Origin of the sequence: Streptomyces sp. SLBN-31, from assembly GCF_006715395.1 — a bacterium.
Lineage (GTDB): Bacteria > Actinomycetota > Actinomycetes > Streptomycetales > Streptomycetaceae > Streptomyces.
In genome coordinates this window covers 1-17000 of sequence record NZ_VFNC01000002.1, presented here as the reverse complement: position 1 = coordinate 17000, position 17000 = coordinate 1, and the positions used below count along the sequence as shown (strand labels likewise).

Genomic DNA, 17000 nt, shown 5'->3' with positions numbered 1-17000 from the left:
CGTCACTCCCGCCGCCTACGACGACCATCTCATCCCTGAACAACTCGCCAACTAGCGTTCAACAGCGCCGCCAACAAGGAATCAACGAAACGGCTCCGACCTCGTGCTTCGGGATCCCGCCCTCGCCATCTATCGATCAAAGTCACACCAAGCTGACCTCACCACCATGCTCGCCCTGCACGACCAGCTGCTGCGCGTCCTGCCCCAGGCGGCCCTGAGCCTGCGCATCGACCCCGACCTCGCCGGGCAGCGCTGGGAAATACCGCCCTCCCTGATCGTGCGCCGCGGCGAGCACGTCATCGTGCTGGAGCGACCACGCCGCCTGCTCACCCCAGACGCCGTCGCACACCGCATCACCGCCACGCGCAACCAGCACGGCACCAAGGCCGCCCACTGGTGGATCTTCGACCGCGACGACCCGCTGCACTGCGACGTAGCCGGCACCATCAACGTCCAGCCCTACGACAAGACGATCACGCACACCAAAGTGCGCCCCACCCCCGCCCAGCGGCAGCTCGCCACCGCCGGCGCCACCGTGGGCTGGCTCGCCGGCGACACCGTCCTCCTCCCCTACGGCGGCCGCCAACGCACCTACACCCCTCAGCCCGGCGAAGACTGGAGCGGCGACATGGCCTCCTGGAAACGGGACTGGACCATCTCCCACCCGCGCCCCACCGACGGGGCCACCTGGTGGGGCCTGGTACCGCAGCCGCTGCTGGCGCTCGCCAAACGACCCGACTTCCGTCCCGCCACCGCCCACGCCACCATGTCGGCCCTGCAACGTGCCGAACAGGGCCGCGAACGCCACCGCCGGCGCCGCGCCCGCGAACACGCACAACGGGGCGCTCAACCCACCGCCCAACAACTGCCCATCCCGGCAACCGCCGTCGCAGCCAGTGCCCCCACCGACGTCCGCACGCCCCCAGCATCGCTGCCGCACGCTACGCCCACTGTGCCGTCGCTCCCGCCAACCGCCCGACTTCTCCAGCAGGCCCCCTCTGTCCCCGTCCACCGCCTACGCTTCACCTGGGCCGCGCTCCTGCCGCGCTGCTGGCGCCATTGAAGGTCAGCGTTTGACGCGGTTGCGGACGGCGAGGACCGCCAGGCCCAGGAGAATGGGCTCGGCCAGGCGGGACGCCATCTCGATGTAGGTGCCGGCGGTGGTTAGATCCTGGTCGGCGGAGCGGAACACCACCAAGTTGAGCATGACGTTGACCAGCTGGGGGTGTAGGCGCCCAACCCTCGACCACAGCTCGGACGAGTTACGCGATGCCCTCACCGGGGCGGTTGCCCAGCCATGCATGCTTGTGATCTCCGTCAGCGAGGACGGATGGGAGTGTGGAGGATTCTATGATCCCTAGTAGGGGGCCCTGCATCCACCTGCGGCAACCATCATCACCGTCACCTCGGCGACCGGACCGGTGGCCGGCAGCAGGTCGTCATCATCACTGGCTCCAACCTAGATGGTGTCACCGGCGTTACGTTCAGCTGCGTCATCAATCGCAGGCGGGAGCTCCGATCGGTGGCAGAAGGCCACCGATCGCGGGCTCGGGCGCTGCGGTCACAACGCCTGCGGGGAAGGGCTGATTGCCGACTGGAAAGCAAAGCCGGCCTCAGCAGGAGAAATTGGGCGAAGCGTCCGGCCCAGAGCCGTGTGGCGGACACCCTTGTTGTCCGCGGACAACAAGACCGGGCGGCCCCTCCACAATCCTCGTTGTCCACGGACAACATCCTCACGGCGTCGACTGCCGGAACGCCTGAGCTGGCCGTGGTACATGCCGGGTCATGCTTCGTTGCTCAGAACGCATCTTTGAGTCTGAGTAGCTGGAATGAACGGGAGATGGGTCCAGGGCTCTTGGCGCGATTCATCTCGTGGAGCACGTCATGCTTCTTGGTCGGGGTCGAGCTCCACTCTCAGCACCGAACAATGAAACTCCCGTCTGTCTTCTGACACGCGCTGACCACATGGCGGGGCCCGTACCGAGTGCGCTCGATACGGGCCCCGCCCGGCACTGTAACTGACGCCTCACATCACCGGCGATGGGGCTCAACCACCGAGCCCGACGTGGCAGCCCAGCGACGAACCCTCAGGCCAGTGCATCCCGCGCGACGGGGTGGCGTGCAATCACGGCATCTATCGACCATGCTGGCCTCGTTGTGCTCCCGTGCGCGGTACCCCGCACGGTAGGACCGGCCGGTCGTGGGGGAGCATCTGCTCAGCCATCGCCTGCCCGCCTGGTGCTGTGGCCGCCGAGCTTGACCGGCCTTTTCTACTGGGTCTTCGGTGACGCACTACGTGCGAAATCCGCGCCGCCGTTGCCTTCACGGCCACCTTCACACTCGCCGCCGCCATCGCTACCGCCCTCGCTGCCCTGCGATGACCAACGAGGGTCATCCACCTCGCGGACGGGTCGGACACCACGACCCCTACCCGCACGTGACTTCAGCAGCACTGGCGATGGCACTCACAACACCCCTGCCGATCATCCAAGCCGCGCCCCGCCAGGAACTTCTGGTGGGGCGACGCACGCCCGTGGAGCTGCTCGGCGTACTGCCCGAAGACGTCGCAGAGTCTGCCTCTACGATCCAGCACCTGCGACTCCTTCATGGCGAACCCCCGCCTCCGCCAGGTCTACTGCTCGGCCACCTGCCGTCGCGAAGCAGAGAAGCGACGCGAGCGCGAACGCGATGAACAGCGGGCCCTCAGACTCGGAGAAGCCCTGCCAGCAGTGCCGGAAACGCCCAGGACCACAGCACGAGGAGCCGCGCGCCCGTCCAGCCAGCGGGACCCACTCGAGCCGGCCGCGACCCGAAACTGCCCCCACTGCCAGCAGCCGATCACGATCGTCGCCCTGCTGGCCACCCCGGAAGCGGCCCGACCGGCCATTCCCAACGGGCCAGACGTCATCCCTTTGCGCAGAACTCCTTGACCGAGCTCGCCGGTGACCGCAGGGACACCACCTGACCGTCACCCATCTTCAGGGCCCGCCGGCCTCCGGCCGGCGGGCCCTGCCTGCCTTCTCAAGTCACCAGCGGCGCCATCTGTCGGTAATCGCATACCGGCTCAGGCCCCGACGGACGGCTAGCTCTTCAACGTCAATGCCTTGCTCTGTCAACACCGCGTCGATGAACAGGCACAGTTGCTCTCGCTCGTCGGTATCGAAAGTGTCGGTCTCGGACTGCTCGTTCACCGTGTTCAGCGCCAGAACTACCCGCTCAATCATGGCGAAGACCTGCTCGTCCGACGGTTTCGTCAGCCCCCTGACATCGGCTTCAAAGGTCTTCAGGGCGGCATCCGTGTCAGCCAGGAAGCTCTCTGAGTAGACACCGAGAAACGACGCAGACTCAGGAGTCATAGCTCCGGCGGCGACCGCGCGGGCCTCGTCCGCGATCGCCCTACGCCAATGCTCGGAGGGTCTTACAGCCATGGACGAACCCTACCGACGGCCCTGAACAGTTCCGCCGACAGGCTCTCCATGCTCTTGCTCGCCACCATCCCCACAAAGTTGCACGAGGCAATCAAATGAAGGGAAGAGCAACACTGACGATTTTCAAAGAGCCCTATCACCGCAACCGAGCAGCATGCGATCCAGTTCCACCAGTACCACCTCGAGGACATGGGCCGGGTGCGGGTGCGGAAGTTCTGCTAGCTGGAGGACCGCGAGGTCGGGAATGCGGAGATCGGCAAGGGCTACGAGTACGCCAAGGACCAGGTCGTCCCGATCAGTGATGACGAGCTGAGTAACCTGCCGCTGCCCACGGCGAAGGCGATCGAGATCGCCGCGTTCGTGCCGTTGGAGCCGATCGACCCGATCCAGATCGGCGAGGGCTACTACCTCACTCCGGACGGCACGGTGGCGGCCAAGCCCTACAAGCTGCTGGTCGAGGCGCTGGGCAGGTCCAGCAAGGTGGCTGTTGCCAAGTACGTATGGTCCGGCCGTGAGCGCCTGGGTCTGCTGCGGGTGCACGAGGACGCCCTGGTGCTGCACGCGATGCGGTGGCCGGACGAGATCCGCGACCCCGCCGAGATCCTCCCGTCCGCCCGTCGACGTGGACGAGGACGAGATCAAGGGTACCGGCACATCACCCTCGCCATGCTGGCCCACGCCTTCCTTGCCGGCCTCGCCGCCGACGAGGCCGCAAAGGGGGCCGCAGAAACGACCCCACCAGCACCATCACCGCACTCACCGTGGCAGAGATCCGAAGGCTCCTGGACATTCTCTGGACCCGCCCCCGACCTCGCGGTCATCCACGAGATCACGCACTGAACTGGTCCCACTGGCGCAGACACCACCAAGCCACCGCCCGCCGCTGCCACTACCGAAAACGCAGCTCAGGACACGAACTCTCACTGGAGTACTAGGGCCGCTCGCGCGCCGAAACGGACCGCGACGTCCCGGCATCGTTCTGCTGGATCTGGGGCCAGGACTCCGGCCCCGGCCGTCCTCGGCCCGCTCACGGGCGCGTACGTCGCCGATCTCGGCGCGGGGCCGCCCCGGCACGCCGCGCACCTGGCGGTGCGGCAGCCGATGGCCCGGGTGGACGCCGTGGACGCCTCGCCCGCCCAGACTGCGATGGCCGCCGACCCGTTCGGGCAGGTGCCGCGCCTGCGGATCGTCGGCGCGAATGTCGTCGCTCACCTGCAGGCCGCGCGCGGCTCCTACGACGTGCTGTACAGCGTGTTCGGGGCGGTCGACTTCACCGATCCGCGGCAGCTGCTGCCGGCGGCGTGTGGGGCGCTGTCGCCGGGCGGGCGGCTGGTGTTCTCCACGCTGGCCCACTTCCTGTCCGGGGACGTCGCCGAGGCCGACGTCGTCTCCCGGCAGATCGCGGTGAAGACGCAGGACGGCGAGGCCGCGTGGATGCCGCGCTGGGTGCTGCAGGAGCAGGTGTGGGTCAAGTTCCTCGACGAGGCCGGGTTCGCCGACATCAGCGTCGAGGAGTGGCCTGCGGGTGAGGGGCCGCGCGCGGCCGCGACGCTGCTAGTGGCGGCCCGCCGCCCGGCGTGACCTCAGGCGAACCGCGCCTCGGCGCCGCGCTACACGTACTGCCAGCGGCCGTCGTCGTCTTCGCCGGCGCGTTGGTGGTACGCCACAGCAGCAGCCGGTAGGGCTGCGGGTGCTCGACGGACGAGCCGGGGACGCCTGCCGGGTCGGCGATCACCGTCAAGAAGTGCGGCGGATGGCCGATGGCGTTGAGCTCGACGTCGAAGACCTTCCCTGCTGCCGGGCCGTGCAGCATGACGGCCTGCTCGCTCATGCTGCGCTCTCCGTCCGGCCGGGGGCGCGGTGGACGCCGTTCACGACGAGGACGACGGGCGGGCAGTCGGGGCACGAGTAGCGGCCAAGTGTGCCGAGCCAGCGCCAGCCCGCATCCCACAGGGGCGCCTGGGGGACCGTGATCAGAGACTTCACCGGTGAGGACGTAGGTGATTGGGGCGACGCCCGCCTCGCCGCCGACGCCGGGGTGGACGGAGTCGCGGTCTCCAACCGCGGAAGCCACCAGGTGACCGGCTTGCGCAACTGGTCGTCCTCACGGTGCTGGATCTGGTGGGAGGCGACGGATGACCCCTTACGGATTCTCGGCAAGGTCGTCGGCGTCCTACGCCTTCTCTGCACAGGCGGAAATCCCTTGGCGATGGACCTGCCGATCATGCCAAGCTGTCAACCACCAAAGGGGCGTAGCTCAGATGGCCAGAGCGCCGGTCTCCAAAACCGGATGCCGCAGGTTCGACTCCTGCCGCCCCTGCCACTCGTGCTTGGCCGCCTCGGCGATCACCCCTTTTATCAGCGCCTGGGGAAGGGATACGAGTCGCCCTCCCAGTCGTGGACGGTCTGCGGTGTGCTGGCGGGTGCCGGCTGCCTTCTGGCGGCCCTGGGGTTCCTTGCGGTCTGGGTGAATGGACTCGTCGCCCTCTTCGACTGACTCAGGTCACCCATGCAGGGCCCTTGTCAGGGCTGCGGTAACAGGTGGCGCGCCTCTATGCCTGTAAAACTCTTCCCCCTGCCGCCCTGAGCCCGAGAGCGAGGAGCAGTCGGGCGGAGGTGCGGGATGGCCGATGGGTTACGAAGGCGGCACCGAAGGTCGCGGCGCCCTCACGGCGGCCGGGCTGAGTGTGGTGCATCCGGCTGCCGAGATCAGCGGAAGTTGGGTTCAAGCTCCAGCCCTGCGCTCTCCAAGAGAGGGGCGGGAGCCGCTCCCGCCCTTCTCGGGGCCGGGCGTGATGCGCGTGACGGTCCACGCTGCCTCCCAGTGCCTCTCCACAGCGCCGGGACCGCCTTGGCGGCGTGGAATGGTGGGACGACGAGGACTACGCCGATTACGGCCTCCGGCCCGAGCAGATCGATGACCTCGGAATGTGGGCCGTGGAGTGGGCCACCAGCGTCAGTACGCGGCTGCAGGCTGAGGAGGATCCCGGCGAACTTTGAAGAAGCGGGCGTCCAGCTTTTCGGTCCCGGCGATCGGCGTCTGTCGAGGTGTTGGCGTTCGATCAGGGTGAGGAGCCGCACTTCGAGGGTGGCCGCTTGAGGTGGGTTGGTCTCGCGGCGGTGGGTGCTGGCGGGGATTCTTTCGGGGGTTGATGGGTGTGGTTTTGGGGTGGGGTGTGGTGGGTTTCGGGTGGTGCGCGCTCGTTGCTGGAAAACCGCTCACCCGGTATCTTTTTCGGTGTTGGCTCGTCCGTACGAGCAGCGGAGCGGTTCAACTTCCTTGGGGAGGTGGGTTGTTCCCGGGGGCTGGGGTTGTCCGGGGTGGGGGGCGGGTGTTTTGTGTGCTGCGCCTCCTTCGCCCTGCCGCGCGTGTGAGGGTCGGTGTCTGGGGGAGGTCCGGGATGGTGCACGGGGTTGAGGGGGATGTGGTGGTCGTGGGCGGGGGGCCGGTGGGGTTGCTGCTGGCGTGTGAGCTGGCGGGGCGTGGGGTGAGGACGGTGGTGGTCGAGTCGCGGGCGGGGGTTTCGCGGTGTCCGAGGGCGACGACGTTGCATGCGCGTGCGGTGCAGTGTCTGGTGCGGCGGGGGTATCTCGCGGGGCTGGTGTCCGGTAGCGGCGGGCGGATGACTGGCCGTGAGAGCGGGGCGGGTGGGGCGGATACCGGTGGGGGGCCGGTGAGCAGTCCGTTCCACTTCGCGGGTTTGGCGGGGTTGGTGATTTCGGTGCCGGCGGGGGAGCCGGAGCCGGTGTTGAAGTGTGCGCAGGAGGTGCTGGAGCGGCATTTCGAGGAGCGGGCGCGGGCGGTGGGTGTGCGGGTTCTGCGGGGGTGTCGGGTGACGGATGTGCGGCAGGGTCCGGGTGGGGTGCGGGTCACCGCGCGGGGGCCGGGTGGTGCGGCGGTGGTGTGTACGGGCCGGTACCTGGTGGGAGCCGACGGGGCCCGCAGCCTGGTGCGCCGTGAGGCCGGCTTCGCCTCCCGTGCCTATCCGGCGACGGTGTCGGCGATGGCGGGGGATGTCCGCGTAGAGGGAGACAGGGGCAGTCTGGAGGCGGGGTGGCGTCGCACGGAGCGGGGCTGGATCGTTGCCAAGCCTCTCGAAGAGGGGTGGGTCCGTCTGCGCACGCTGAACTGCCAGGGTGCGCACGCCGATCGTGATCGGCCGTTGGTCCTGGAAGAGCTCCAGCGTGAAGTGTGTTGGGTCACCGGCCGGGACATCACTTTGCGTGATGGTCGGTGGTTGAGCAGGTTCAGTGATTTTTCCCGGCTGGCTGCCTCCTACCGGCAGGGGCGCATCTTCTTGGCGGGGGATGCGGCGCATGTGCATTTCCCGGTCGGGGGTCAGGGGTTGAGTACGGGGGTGCTGGATGCGGTGAATCTGGGCTGGAAGCTGGCGCTGGCGGTGCGCGGCTGGGCGGGGGAGGGGCTGCTGGACAGCTATGACAGCGAGCGGCGGCCTGCGGCGCAGCGGGTGATCGACCATACGCGTGCCCAGCTGGCGTTGATGCGGCCCGGCCCGGAACTGGACCCGCTGCGGGCGCTGTTCGGTGAGCTGCTGGCCCGGGGCGGGGAGAGCGGTGTGCTGGCGTCGATGGTCAGCGCTCAGGACACGGTGCTGCCGACGCGAGGTGCGGGCTGTTCTGCCTGGGAGGGAACGTTCCTGCACAACACCGTCCTGCGCACCCGCCACGGTCGGGCCGATGTGATCGGTCTGCTGCGCGAGGGCTTGCCGCTGCTGCTGCTCTTGGGCGGCCACCGTGGCACCGACGCCTGTGCCGAAAAGGCTGGGGGGTGGGCGGGGCGGGTGCGGGTGGTGGAGGCCGAGCCGGTGTCCGGTCTGCCCTGTGCGCTGCTGGTGCGGCCCGATGGGTATGTCGCCTGGGCATTGGAGGGTGAGGGGGCGGCCGCCTGGGCGTCGGGGGCCGGCGGGCTGGCCGCTGTGCTGACGGAGCTCTTCGGCCCGGCCGCGGCAGTGAGGGCCCCCGGTGTGCTGGCCGGGGCGGTCGGCTGACTCAGGGTGTCGGCCGGGGCGCGGCAGTGGAAGCCGCCGACGTGGCGGCCGGGGCGGTCAGCTGGCCGATAGGGGCTTCAACGCGGTTTGCAGGCTGGGTAGTTGCTGGCAGGGCCTGCGGCTCGGTGTGGGCGCCGGCGTCGCTCGTATCGGGGTCGGCGGCGGCGAGGGCGGAACGGGTGGCCCTGCCGGGCGGGATGCGGCGCGGCAGGGTGCTGACTCTCACGTCGTGGGGGCCGGTGTGTCGGCGGGGCCGTCAGTTGACGGAGTACGTCGGCCTGGCTCCGGGGTGGGGCTGCTGGTGGGGGTGGTCAGCCGGCGGGGGCGGGTTCCCGCGACGGGTTGAGGGTGGGGAGGTCGGGGTGGAGGGTTTGGAGTTCGGTGTAGACGGTGTGGCCGCGGGTGGGGGTGAGGTCGAGGGAGGTGAGGACGGAGGGGATGACGACGCTGGGCAGGACGTGGCGCAGGAGGGCGCTGACGCGGGTGGGGAGGTCTTGGTAGTTGGTCAGGGCCTGGGACATGGCCTGGATGCCGGCGAAGGCGCCGACGAGGACGTCGGCGGTCTCGGTGGGGGTGACGTGGGGCAGGAGTTCGCCCTGGGTTTTGGCCTCATCCAGGAGTTGGGTGCCGACCTCGCTCCAGCGCAGGAAGGGTCCGCTGCGGTCGAGGCCCTGGGCTTGCTGGTCGAGGGAGAGGCGTACCCCGGCGCGGACCATGGCGTCGGTTTGCAGGCGGTAGGCGTGCAGGACGACGGTGTCGACCATCTGCTGGATTTTGCAGGCGCGTTCGGGGATGGGCACGTCGAGGTCCTGGGCGTGCAGGACGCCCTCGGCGAGGTGTTCTTTGGAGGGGAAGTGGAAGTACAGGGCGCCCTTGGTGACGCCGGCGCTGGCGAGGATCTCGTTGACGGTGGCGGCCTGGTAGCCGCGTTCTTCGAAGACCCGTGCCGCGGCCGACAGGATGACGCGCCGGGTGCGGACCGCCCGTTCTTGTTTCGCCATGTCGGCCTCCTCCTTGCCGGTGAGTCCCAAGACCCAATAAAAAACCGTCCAGTTTGTATATTACAGGTGTTTGGTGGGCGCGGCATCCCTTCCGGCCGTGAAACGTTCAAGGAGTTGTGCCTCCAAGGGCCGCCACCTGGGCGGCAGGAGGCTGCGCAGCAAGCGGCAGGGGCGTCGGTCGCGTACCGGATCCGGAGGGGTGAGCGCGGGGCGGTGGAGGGGGCGGGGGTTGTGCGCCGGACCCGGGGGGCGGGAGGCGTGCATCGGGCCGGGGGCGGAAGTCCGCGCCGCAACCCGGCAGGGAGGGGACGCGCGGGACCCGGCGGGGTGGGTGCCGGGCACGTCCAGGGAACGGGGGCGGGTGCCGGGTTCCGGCCCGGGGGCGGGAGTTCATGGACGGTTCGCAGGGCGGGGAAGAGAAGGGGTGGGTGCGGTGATTTTGGTGACCGGGGGGACGGGGACGGTGGGCCGGGAGTTGCTGGGGCGTTTTCCGGTCGGCTGGCGGGTGCGGGTGATGGCCAGGGATCCCGGCCGGGTGGCCGGGCTGGTCCGGGCGGCGGGGGTGGCGGGGAGGGTGGAGGCGGTTGCCGGGGACTTTCGGGATCCGCGGTCGCTGGCTGCGGCGCTTGAGGGTGTACAGACGGCGTTCCTGGTGACGACGGATGTGGCGGGCGGGGATGATGAGCGGTTTGTGGCTGCGGCGCGAGGGGCGGGGGTGCGGCGGGTGGTGAAGCTGTCGGCCGCCGCGGTGCTGGATGAGCAGGCGAATGATCTGATCACCCGCTGGCAGCGCGGGGCGGAGGAGCTGCTGTACGGCTCGGGCCTTGAGTGGACGCTGCTGCGCCCGCGGCGTTCACCTCCAACGCCCTGGCGTGGGCGCCGTCCGTGCGATCCGCGCGTACCGTGCGCGCGCTGTACGGGACCTCTCCCCATGCCTGTGTGGATCCGCGGGATGTGGCGGAGGTGGCCGTCCGGGTTTTGACGGAGGAGGGGCATGCGGGGTGCGCCTATACCCTGACCGGGCCGGAGGCCGTGACCGCGGCTGGGCAGACGGAGCAGTTGGGCCGGCTGCTGGGCGTCCGGTTGCGGTGTGAGGAGTTCTCCCTGGATCAGGCGCGCGCGGCGCTTGCGCGCCGTTATCCGGCGCTGGTGGCCGAGGCGCTGCTTGCAAGCGCGCAGCGTCAGCGGGCCGGCGCGAAGGCGGGAGTCACGGACACGGTCGCCGCGCTGACCGGCCGCCCGGCGGGCACGTTCAGTGCGTGGGCGAGGGACCATCTGGCGGCCTTCGCGCCTGGCGGGTGACCGGCCGGCGGGCCCGGGTGACTGCTTTCCCTTGAGCTTGTCGTTGATGGTCCTGCGCCGAGGGGGTCTCGAGGCTCTTTCGGTGTTTTCCCGGTTTCACTGGATGAGTGAGGGGCCAAGGGCCGATCCCGTGCTGATCGACAGCGCAGCTCGGCGGCCGGGGTCGTGGGACTGGTCGAGTCCGAGGTTCAATGAGACTCGTTGATGGTGGTGACGGCGTTCCGGTCGGATGTGTAGGCGTGCCTGACCGCGCGGGGCGACGATCTGTTCGGGCTGTGCGACGCATTGTGCGGACCGGACCGTCGGTGCACAGGGTTGCCCTCCTATCGGACGGTCCAGGTCGGGGACACCGCCGCGCTCCCTTCAGCGGGTCAGAACTCGCACCGTGGGGCGACGGCTGCGAGGGATAGCTCTGCCGTCCAGGTGAGACTCGGGTCCACCCGCTGCCCCGACCCGTCGGTGCCTACGAGCGCGACATTGTGCCGGTCGCCGATCAGGCCGGTCGCGCACCATATGCGAACGTCCTCCTCGGCCTCGTCTTATGGCACGAGCACGAGCTTTCCCTTCGCTGCCGAGCGCTCGAGCATCTCGTGCGCGAGACGAGCGTCCGACAGCGGCAGGCGTTCGGCCACGACGGGGTGGATCTTGTGTTCACGGAGCAGCTCTAGCAGCGCGCGGAAGTCCGCCCGGAACTGCTCCGGGTCGCGGGGACCTCCACCCACGGGAAGCGCTGGGTGGCTGCCGGCCACGGGCAGCACTTGGCGGTGACGACCGTGCAGTTTCTGGATCCGGTAGGCGAGTGCCTGCCGACGGGGCGAGAGCAGGCTCCAAAGCGCGACGGCCCCCGTAGCCGCGTACCACTCTGCCCACGCTCGCCGGTTCTTGTGCCCATGCTCGAGCGTGGCGTAGTGGCCGTACACGACAAGCCGTCCGCCGCGCCTCAGCGCGCGGAAGGAGCGCAGCGACACCGCGCCGCCGAGGCCGTCGAGCACGACGTCGACGCCTTTCCCGGGGAGCTCGCGTACGCGCGCCAGGAAGTCCTCGTTGCGATAGTCGATCGCCACCGCGCCGAGCTGTTCGACCTTGGCCCGGTCGCGGGCGGACGCGGTTCCATAGAGGTGAAGCCCGGCGGCCGCTCCGAGTTCGAGGACCGCGGTGCCCACCCTGCCGGCAGCACCGTGCACGAGCACCGACTCGCCGCTCCTCACCCTCGCCACGCGGTGCAGCAGCTGGTAGGCGGTCATGTAAGTGAACACGAGGTTCAGAACCTCGGCGGGGTCGAGGTTCTCGGGTACCTCGACCGCCTCCGCCTCCGGCACGCAGACGCGCTCCGCGTCGGCGCCCCACACCGTCAGCGCACCGATGCGGTCCCCCTCTCGCAGCCTCGAGCAGCCCGGGCCCAGCTCCTCGACGACACCGACGAGCTCATAGCCGGGCGTGAACGGCGGCTTCGGTACGCCCAGATACGTGCCGGCGCGCAGTTGGGCATCGGTGAACGACACGCCTGCGGCCAGCACCCTGACGCACACCTCACCAGGCCCCGGCCGGGGATCGTCGTCCTCTACGACCCGCAAAACCTCGGGGCCGCCGAAATGATCAATGACGACGCGCTTCACGTCTTCAGCCTAGGTAGGCTGCACCGCCCTCGCATCCGATCGATCATGCGGTGGTGGAATCGTGACCTCCTCAGGTCGGCGGTTCTTGCTCTCGGAATCGGTGGCCTCCTGTTGTCCGCAGGGGGCCGCCGCCGTGTCGGCGAACGGCACCAGAGCCACCGAGAAACATTCTCTGGCACGGCACTGACGCGGAGGCAGTTCCTCCGCTTCTCCGTCAAGCCGACCATCACGTTCCCATCTTCGTCCGCCCCGCGCAGGCGGCGATGTCGATGCCGGCCAGGATGTCGGCGTTCATGCGGTCGAGGTGTCGAAGGTGTCGAAGGTGTCGAAGGTGTCGAAGGTGTACGCGATGTCAGCGAAGACGTCGCGCGACGGATGCGTGGAGCGGTCGACCAGGCGCCGAACTCCCGCGGCATCTCCCGCCACTGCCCGCCGGTCTTGAACCGCCAGATCACGCCCTCGAACTGCTGCCGTAGCTGCTCGGGGTACGGGCCGTACCGGCCTGTCGGCAAGTGCGGATCGATGAACTCCCGATCCTCATCCGTCAGTTGCGCTTGCGTCACGCAAGACGATCTACCGGAGGCACTCGGCAGCCACATCATCGTGTGGTGGCTGATCATGCGTTCATGCCGGTGAGAGACCCTTGCTCGAGTTGATGCGGACCTGGCCGGCGGCCGGGTTCGCCTTGCGCGCCAGCGCCTGCGCGGTCTCATCTCGTCCTTCCCGCACGATCTGTCGCTCCGTCGTCGTCTGGCGGAGGTGTACCGGCTCTACGGCGATGCTGCCGAGGCTGGACGCTGGATGTACCTCGAAGAGGACCGCAACGCCGATGAGACCGCTGCCTTCGAGGCGCGGTATGTCTGTGCCGGGTGGCGGATGAAGGCCCTTGCCGGCAGGGGCCTTCAGGCGAAGGCCGTCACCGCTTCCGCTAAGGAGCAGCTGGTCATGGTGCGGACCGCCTGCGCCCAGGAGGTGGGGCACCCCGTTGACTGGGACGACCCCGTCTCCTACCGGGACGGCCTGGAAGGCAAGCGCGAGGCGCCCTTTGAGCCGTGGACGGTCGGCGGTGTGCTGGCGGCCAGCGGCTGGCCGTTCTCTTGTTCCTCGCGATCTGGGTGAAGGGACTCCTTTCCCTTTCGGCTGACCGGGGGGTGTGCCTCGTGAGATCACAGGTCACGGCTCTGGTGTGCGTGACGGGGGACTGATGCCGGTTGGCGGCGGATGACCTGGCGTGGATCATCGGGCAGTGTCCGGTTCCGGCGGACTGGGCCGGGTTCGACTGCACCGGTGACGGGCCCCGCCTGCGATTCGTCAGCAAGTCGGCACGCCATGAGACCGCGGGAGGCTGCGAAGGGCAGGAGCGGCAGGATCACCCGCTCGCCGGAGCGAACTGGATGCTCTCGCCGAGCAGTTGACCCGAGCACTACCGCAGGAGGTGCGGTCGAGCGGAGGAACCGGTGATCGCGAGCGGGTGTTGGATCCTCTGCCCGCGCAGGACAGGCCGATGCCGACGCTCGCTCGGTGCCGGCGAAGGGGGCCGTGCCGTGCAGGCGGTCTGCTGATGCCCGCCCGACGCCGCCGGCGAGGGCGCGCTGCCGGCCGACTGCCGCGGATCCTGGTGATCGTGCGGGAGGCGGATGGCCCGGTGCAGGCCGGGGCGGTTGGCGAGCCACGGCCTGGACGTGTCGGTGCGCGGCAGGCTGGAGCCGCTGGGGGCCGAAAATGACCAAGCTCGCCGAGCGGGGCTGGCTGCACAACAGCGGCCTGACGGGCAGGTCACCGCACGTTCGTGGCGCCCCGTCAGGCAACGTGTGCCTTCTGTAGGCTCTCCGTCGCCGAACGGAGGTTTGATGTGGATGGTGGCCCGCACAGATCCTGGCTGGCCGCCGCACTCGTCGCGGGCGTTCTGAGTGCTGCGATCCGGCGACCGTGGATATCACGGACCCCGCCAACTTCAGCTCTGTCGCCTTCGTCAATGACACCGGCTCCCCAGCTGTCCTGTTCGAGTGTGCCGACAGCCGTGGGCGTGACTGCCATGACATGAGCGGACGACTCGCTCCGGAGACCGTAGCGACCAGCAGGTGTACTGGGGAGGTCCCGATCCCTGGCAGGTTCGGGACACACGGGGGCAGATCATCGGCCTTCTGCTCGTGAACACGCCTCGTCGTGAATCGGGAGCTGTCTCCAACCTCGGTGATGCCGATGCCAAGCCCGGAAAGCCGACGACTCCGCGCGTCTCGCCACACCCTGCCCCGACCCGGTAAATCGGTTCCCCTCAGGCGGTGCTCGCGCGGCATGGGCTGTTGGTTCCTGCGGACGCGGCATCCCCGCCGGCCGGGGTCACGCGGTGGGTTTTGGCGGCGACGCTGTGGCAGGCGCCGGCCTGGTCGGAGGAGTCCGCGGGTCCGTTCCAAGTGCCCCGTCATGGAGGCGGGTTGGCCGGTGCGCTGGTACTTCTTGCGGTCCTGCCGGGTGCGTTCCGCCTCGGTGTGGTGGGCGGGGCTGCCGTGCTGGGTGGCATCTGCTGTCCCCGACGGCCTGCCCCGCCCGTCGGGTCCGGCAGATGTCCCGCGGGGTGGTGGTCAGGTGAGGGGTGGGGCCATGGTGAGGGTGCAGCGGAAGACGTCTTCTTCGTTCTGGTCGGGCGGTGACGTGGACGGTTCGGGTGCCTCCCGGGTCGGTGCCTGTGCCGTCGGTCGGGTGTGCCTCGACGGTGCAGGAGGTGTCGAGTTCGACGTAGTGCAGGAACTCACTGGTGATGGCGAGGGGAGGGTGGTGTGGCCGAGGGTGGCCGTGGCGGCTTGGCGGGCGGCTTCGATCAGCAGCATGCCGGGGACGTGGTCGACGATGTGGTCGAAGAGGACGGGGTGGCGGGTGTCGACCCGCAGCTGCCAGCGGTGGGGCTGGCCGAGGGGGGAGAGGACGACGTCGGTGGGGGACATGCGGCCCACCCTCTGGGGGGGTTCGGGGGCGGTGAGTGGCGGACCTGGAAGTCGCCGGGGCCGCGGGCGGCGCGCAGGCGCTGGTAGACCGCGGGGGGCGATGCAGGTATGGGGTGCCGCCATCCGGTGGCGTGAGCCTGTCCTTCGCCGGTGGAGGGCCACCTCGATGCGGAAGCCGGTCACCTCCCGCGCGGCGTTGTTTGATGTCGCGGACGCGGACTCGAGTTCGAGGGTGGCGGGGGTGGCGGCCACGCGCATCTGTGCGGGGCGGACAGCGACGCTCAGGTCGCTGACCAGGAAGCAGTGGCCGAGGGGGACGCCGTATTCGGCGTGGGCCAGGAGCAGGCCGGCCTGGCGGATCGTTTCGGCGGCGATGAGGGGTCGTGGCAGCCGTCGATGGTGGTGAAGAAGCTGTGTCCGCGGGGCCACTGGGCGGCCAGGGTGAAGTGGTCCTCGCTCCGGCGTGCCCAGTCGGTCAGCATGACCTCGGCGACGGATGCGCGGTGCACGAGTTCTTTGGGGACGGTGCTGGTCAGTGGCTGGAAGACGGGGGCGCCGCCGGTGGGGGCGCCGGGGCCTGCCGGTTGCGTCAGGCCGGGTATCACGCGGGTGGTGCGGTAGGTGCTCACAGACATGGACATGGTTTCCCCCCGAGCCGCCGTGGCCTGGATGTGGCCGGAATGTGGGTGGTGGAGCGCCGAGGACAGTGAAGATACATACCACCCGGTTTAATTTCTAGAAGGAATGCGGAGTTCCCATGGGCAAAATGTGGAGCACCTCGTTCCCAATCCGCAGAGGAGTGCTCGAAGCGCTCTCTATCCCTGCTGAACGGGCACCTCCGGCACCCTCGCGGCGCCGTGGAGCCTTCCGGCGGTCCCCGGGCCGGCGGGGGTGTCCTCCGCACGTCTTCTCGAGTCGTTCTCGAGCGGCCTGCCCGAGGGTCTCTCCCATGCGGCGGGCATATTCCCTGATCACGGTGGCCGGGAGGGATCGTGCGGGCGGATTGGCGGCCGCGGTCCGGCCTAGAGGCCCGCCGGCGCGGGGGCGCGGCGGACGCCGGGGGAGGCGCCGGCGGCCTGGCTGCCACCGACGTCCCGGCTCCCGCGCTCCGGTCCCCGGAAAACCGCATGAGCGCGGCCCTTGGCTCTGCAAGACCTTCACATTTAAAATAGAGACCGCGTGCGCGGTTTGTTACCATCCTGTGGGTCGGCCGGCGGTGACGGTCTGCGAGGCAGGGGAGCGTGCGTGCGCGCGCGCTCTCGCGTGTCTCGTGTGCGGTGTCGTGCGGTTCGGTGGCCGGGGTCGTGCCGAGTCGCCCGGACGCCTGTGGATTTGTGCCCGGTTGTTTTGGTGGGGCCGTATACGGCCCGGCCCGGTCTGGTCTGGTCTGTTGGCGGTGCGTGCTGCCGTGTGCGGGCGGGGCGGTCCGGCCGGGGGGTGGGCCGCGCGGGCGGGCGGCAATGGTGGAGCCGGTCGGTGGCGGCCGGCCGCAGGTCAGGGAGAGTGGGCGATGGTGAAGCAGGAGCGGGCTGCGCGTACGCGTCAGTCGTTGGTGCGGGCGGCGGCCGAGGGTTCGCCCGGACGGCTTCGTGCTGGCCTCGCTGACCTCGATCAGCAAGCGGGCCGGGTGAGCAACGGCGCGCTGCACTTCCACTTCGCCAGCAAGCAGGACCTGCGCGCGCGGTCGAGGACGAGGCCGCCG

General features: G+C 69.4%; 11 protein-coding genes, 1 tRNA gene and 6 pseudogenes. 9 read left to right on the top strand and 9 right to left on the bottom strand.

What is annotated here, in order from left to right; translation table 11 throughout:
* The first annotated feature begins 166 nt into the window (after positions 1–166).
* Entirely contained in the window at positions 167–1063 is an 897-nt protein-coding gene (locus tag FBY22_RS19835) for a hypothetical protein (RefSeq protein WP_142147849.1), read from the top strand.
* 3 nt (positions 1064–1066) lie between these two features.
* On the opposite strand, the gene FBY22_RS44225 is transcribed toward FBY22_RS19835, so the two are convergent.
* Complete coding sequence (locus tag FBY22_RS44225) at positions 1067–1207, bottom strand: hypothetical protein (RefSeq protein ID WP_174267219.1); 141 nt, start codon at positions 1205–1207, stop codon at positions 1067–1069.
* A gap of 1819 nt (positions 1208–3026) precedes the next feature.
* On the bottom strand, positions 3027–3428 hold the full coding sequence (locus FBY22_RS19825; protein WP_142147846.1) for a hypothetical protein: 402 nt from the start codon (positions 3426–3428) through the stop codon (positions 3027–3029).
* A 135-nt stretch (positions 3429–3563) separates the two neighbouring features.
* On the opposite strand from FBY22_RS19825, the pseudogene FBY22_RS45180 reads away from it, so the two are divergent.
* Both FBY22_RS45180 and FBY22_RS19810 read left to right on the top strand, forming a co-directional pair.
* Positions 3564–4068 (top strand): annotated as a pseudogene (locus tag FBY22_RS45180) (Ku protein); the annotation flags it as partial.
* A gap of 461 nt (positions 4069–4529) precedes the next feature.
* Positions 4530–5009 (top strand): class I SAM-dependent methyltransferase, encoded by a 480-nt coding sequence (locus tag FBY22_RS19810; RefSeq protein ID WP_260844924.1) that lies wholly within the window; start codon positions 4530–4532, stop codon positions 5007–5009.
* Between the two features lie 246 nt (positions 5010–5255).
* Here FBY22_RS19810 and FBY22_RS43955 read toward each other — a convergent pair whose 3' ends face one another.
* The gene (locus FBY22_RS43955; RefSeq protein ID WP_160159900.1) at positions 5256–5414 is read right to left on the bottom strand and encodes a hypothetical protein; all 159 of its coding nucleotides are present in this window, start codon (positions 5412–5414) and stop codon (positions 5256–5258) included.
* A gap of 260 nt (positions 5415–5674) precedes the next feature.
* Between FBY22_RS43955 and FBY22_RS19805 the strand changes: the two genes are divergently transcribed.
* From FBY22_RS19805 to FBY22_RS19800, 3 genes are all read left to right on the top strand, one after another.
* Positions 5675–5751 (top strand) — tRNA-Trp (locus FBY22_RS19805).
* Positions 5752–6287: 536 nt separating this feature from the next.
* Positions 6288–6428 (top strand): hypothetical protein, encoded by a 141-nt coding sequence (locus tag FBY22_RS44560; RefSeq protein WP_222127780.1) that lies wholly within the window; start codon positions 6288–6290, stop codon positions 6426–6428.
* 401 nt (positions 6429–6829) lie between these two features.
* Complete coding sequence (locus FBY22_RS19800; RefSeq protein WP_142146907.1) at positions 6830–8437, top strand: FAD-dependent monooxygenase; 1608 nt, start codon at positions 6830–6832, stop codon at positions 8435–8437.
* 311 nt (positions 8438–8748) lie between these two features.
* Here the strand turns inward: FBY22_RS19800 and FBY22_RS19795 are convergent, their stop codons facing one another.
* On the bottom strand, positions 8749–9438 hold the full coding sequence (locus tag FBY22_RS19795) for a ScbR family autoregulator-binding transcription factor (protein ID WP_142146909.1): 690 nt from the start codon (positions 9436–9438) through the stop codon (positions 8749–8751).
* A gap of 433 nt (positions 9439–9871) precedes the next feature.
* On the opposite strand from FBY22_RS19795, the pseudogene FBY22_RS19790 reads away from it, so the two are divergent.
* Positions 9872–10740 (top strand): annotated as a pseudogene (locus tag FBY22_RS19790) (NAD(P)H-binding protein).
* 539 nt (positions 10741–11279) lie between these two features.
* Here the strand turns inward: FBY22_RS19790 and FBY22_RS19785 are convergent.
* The 3 genes and pseudogenes from FBY22_RS19785 to FBY22_RS45170 form a co-directional block, all read right to left on the bottom strand.
* Positions 11280–12356, bottom strand: coding sequence for a medium chain dehydrogenase/reductase family protein (locus FBY22_RS19785; RefSeq protein ID WP_142146913.1), 1077 nt, complete (start codon positions 12354–12356; stop codon positions 11280–11282).
* 291 nt (positions 12357–12647) lie between these two features.
* Complete coding sequence (locus FBY22_RS45175) at positions 12648–12782, bottom strand: hypothetical protein (RefSeq protein ID WP_260845007.1); 135 nt, start codon at positions 12780–12782, stop codon at positions 12648–12650.
* A pseudogene (locus FBY22_RS45170) lies at positions 12743–12919 on the bottom strand (transposase); the annotation flags it as partial. The pseudogene FBY22_RS45170 and the gene FBY22_RS45175, both read right to left, overlap by 40 nt.
* Positions 12920–13019: 100 nt before the next feature.
* On the opposite strand from FBY22_RS45170, the pseudogene FBY22_RS19775 reads away from it, so the two are divergent.
* A pseudogene (locus FBY22_RS19775) lies at positions 13020–13492 on the top strand (DUF6584 family protein); the annotation flags it as partial.
* A 1446-nt stretch (positions 13493–14938) separates the two neighbouring features.
* Here FBY22_RS19775 and FBY22_RS45165 read toward each other — a convergent pair.
* Complete coding sequence (locus tag FBY22_RS45165) at positions 14939–15298, bottom strand: AfsA-related hotdog domain-containing protein (RefSeq protein WP_260845011.1); 360 nt, start codon at positions 15296–15298, stop codon at positions 14939–14941.
* Between the two features lie 207 nt (positions 15299–15505).
* Positions 15506–15780 (bottom strand): annotated as a pseudogene (locus tag FBY22_RS45980) (AfsA-related hotdog domain-containing protein); the annotation flags it as partial.
* A gap of 1028 nt (positions 15781–16808) precedes the next feature.
* Between FBY22_RS45980 and FBY22_RS44555 the strand changes: the two are divergent.
* A pseudogene (locus tag FBY22_RS44555) lies at positions 16809–17000 on the top strand (hypothetical protein); the annotation flags it as partial.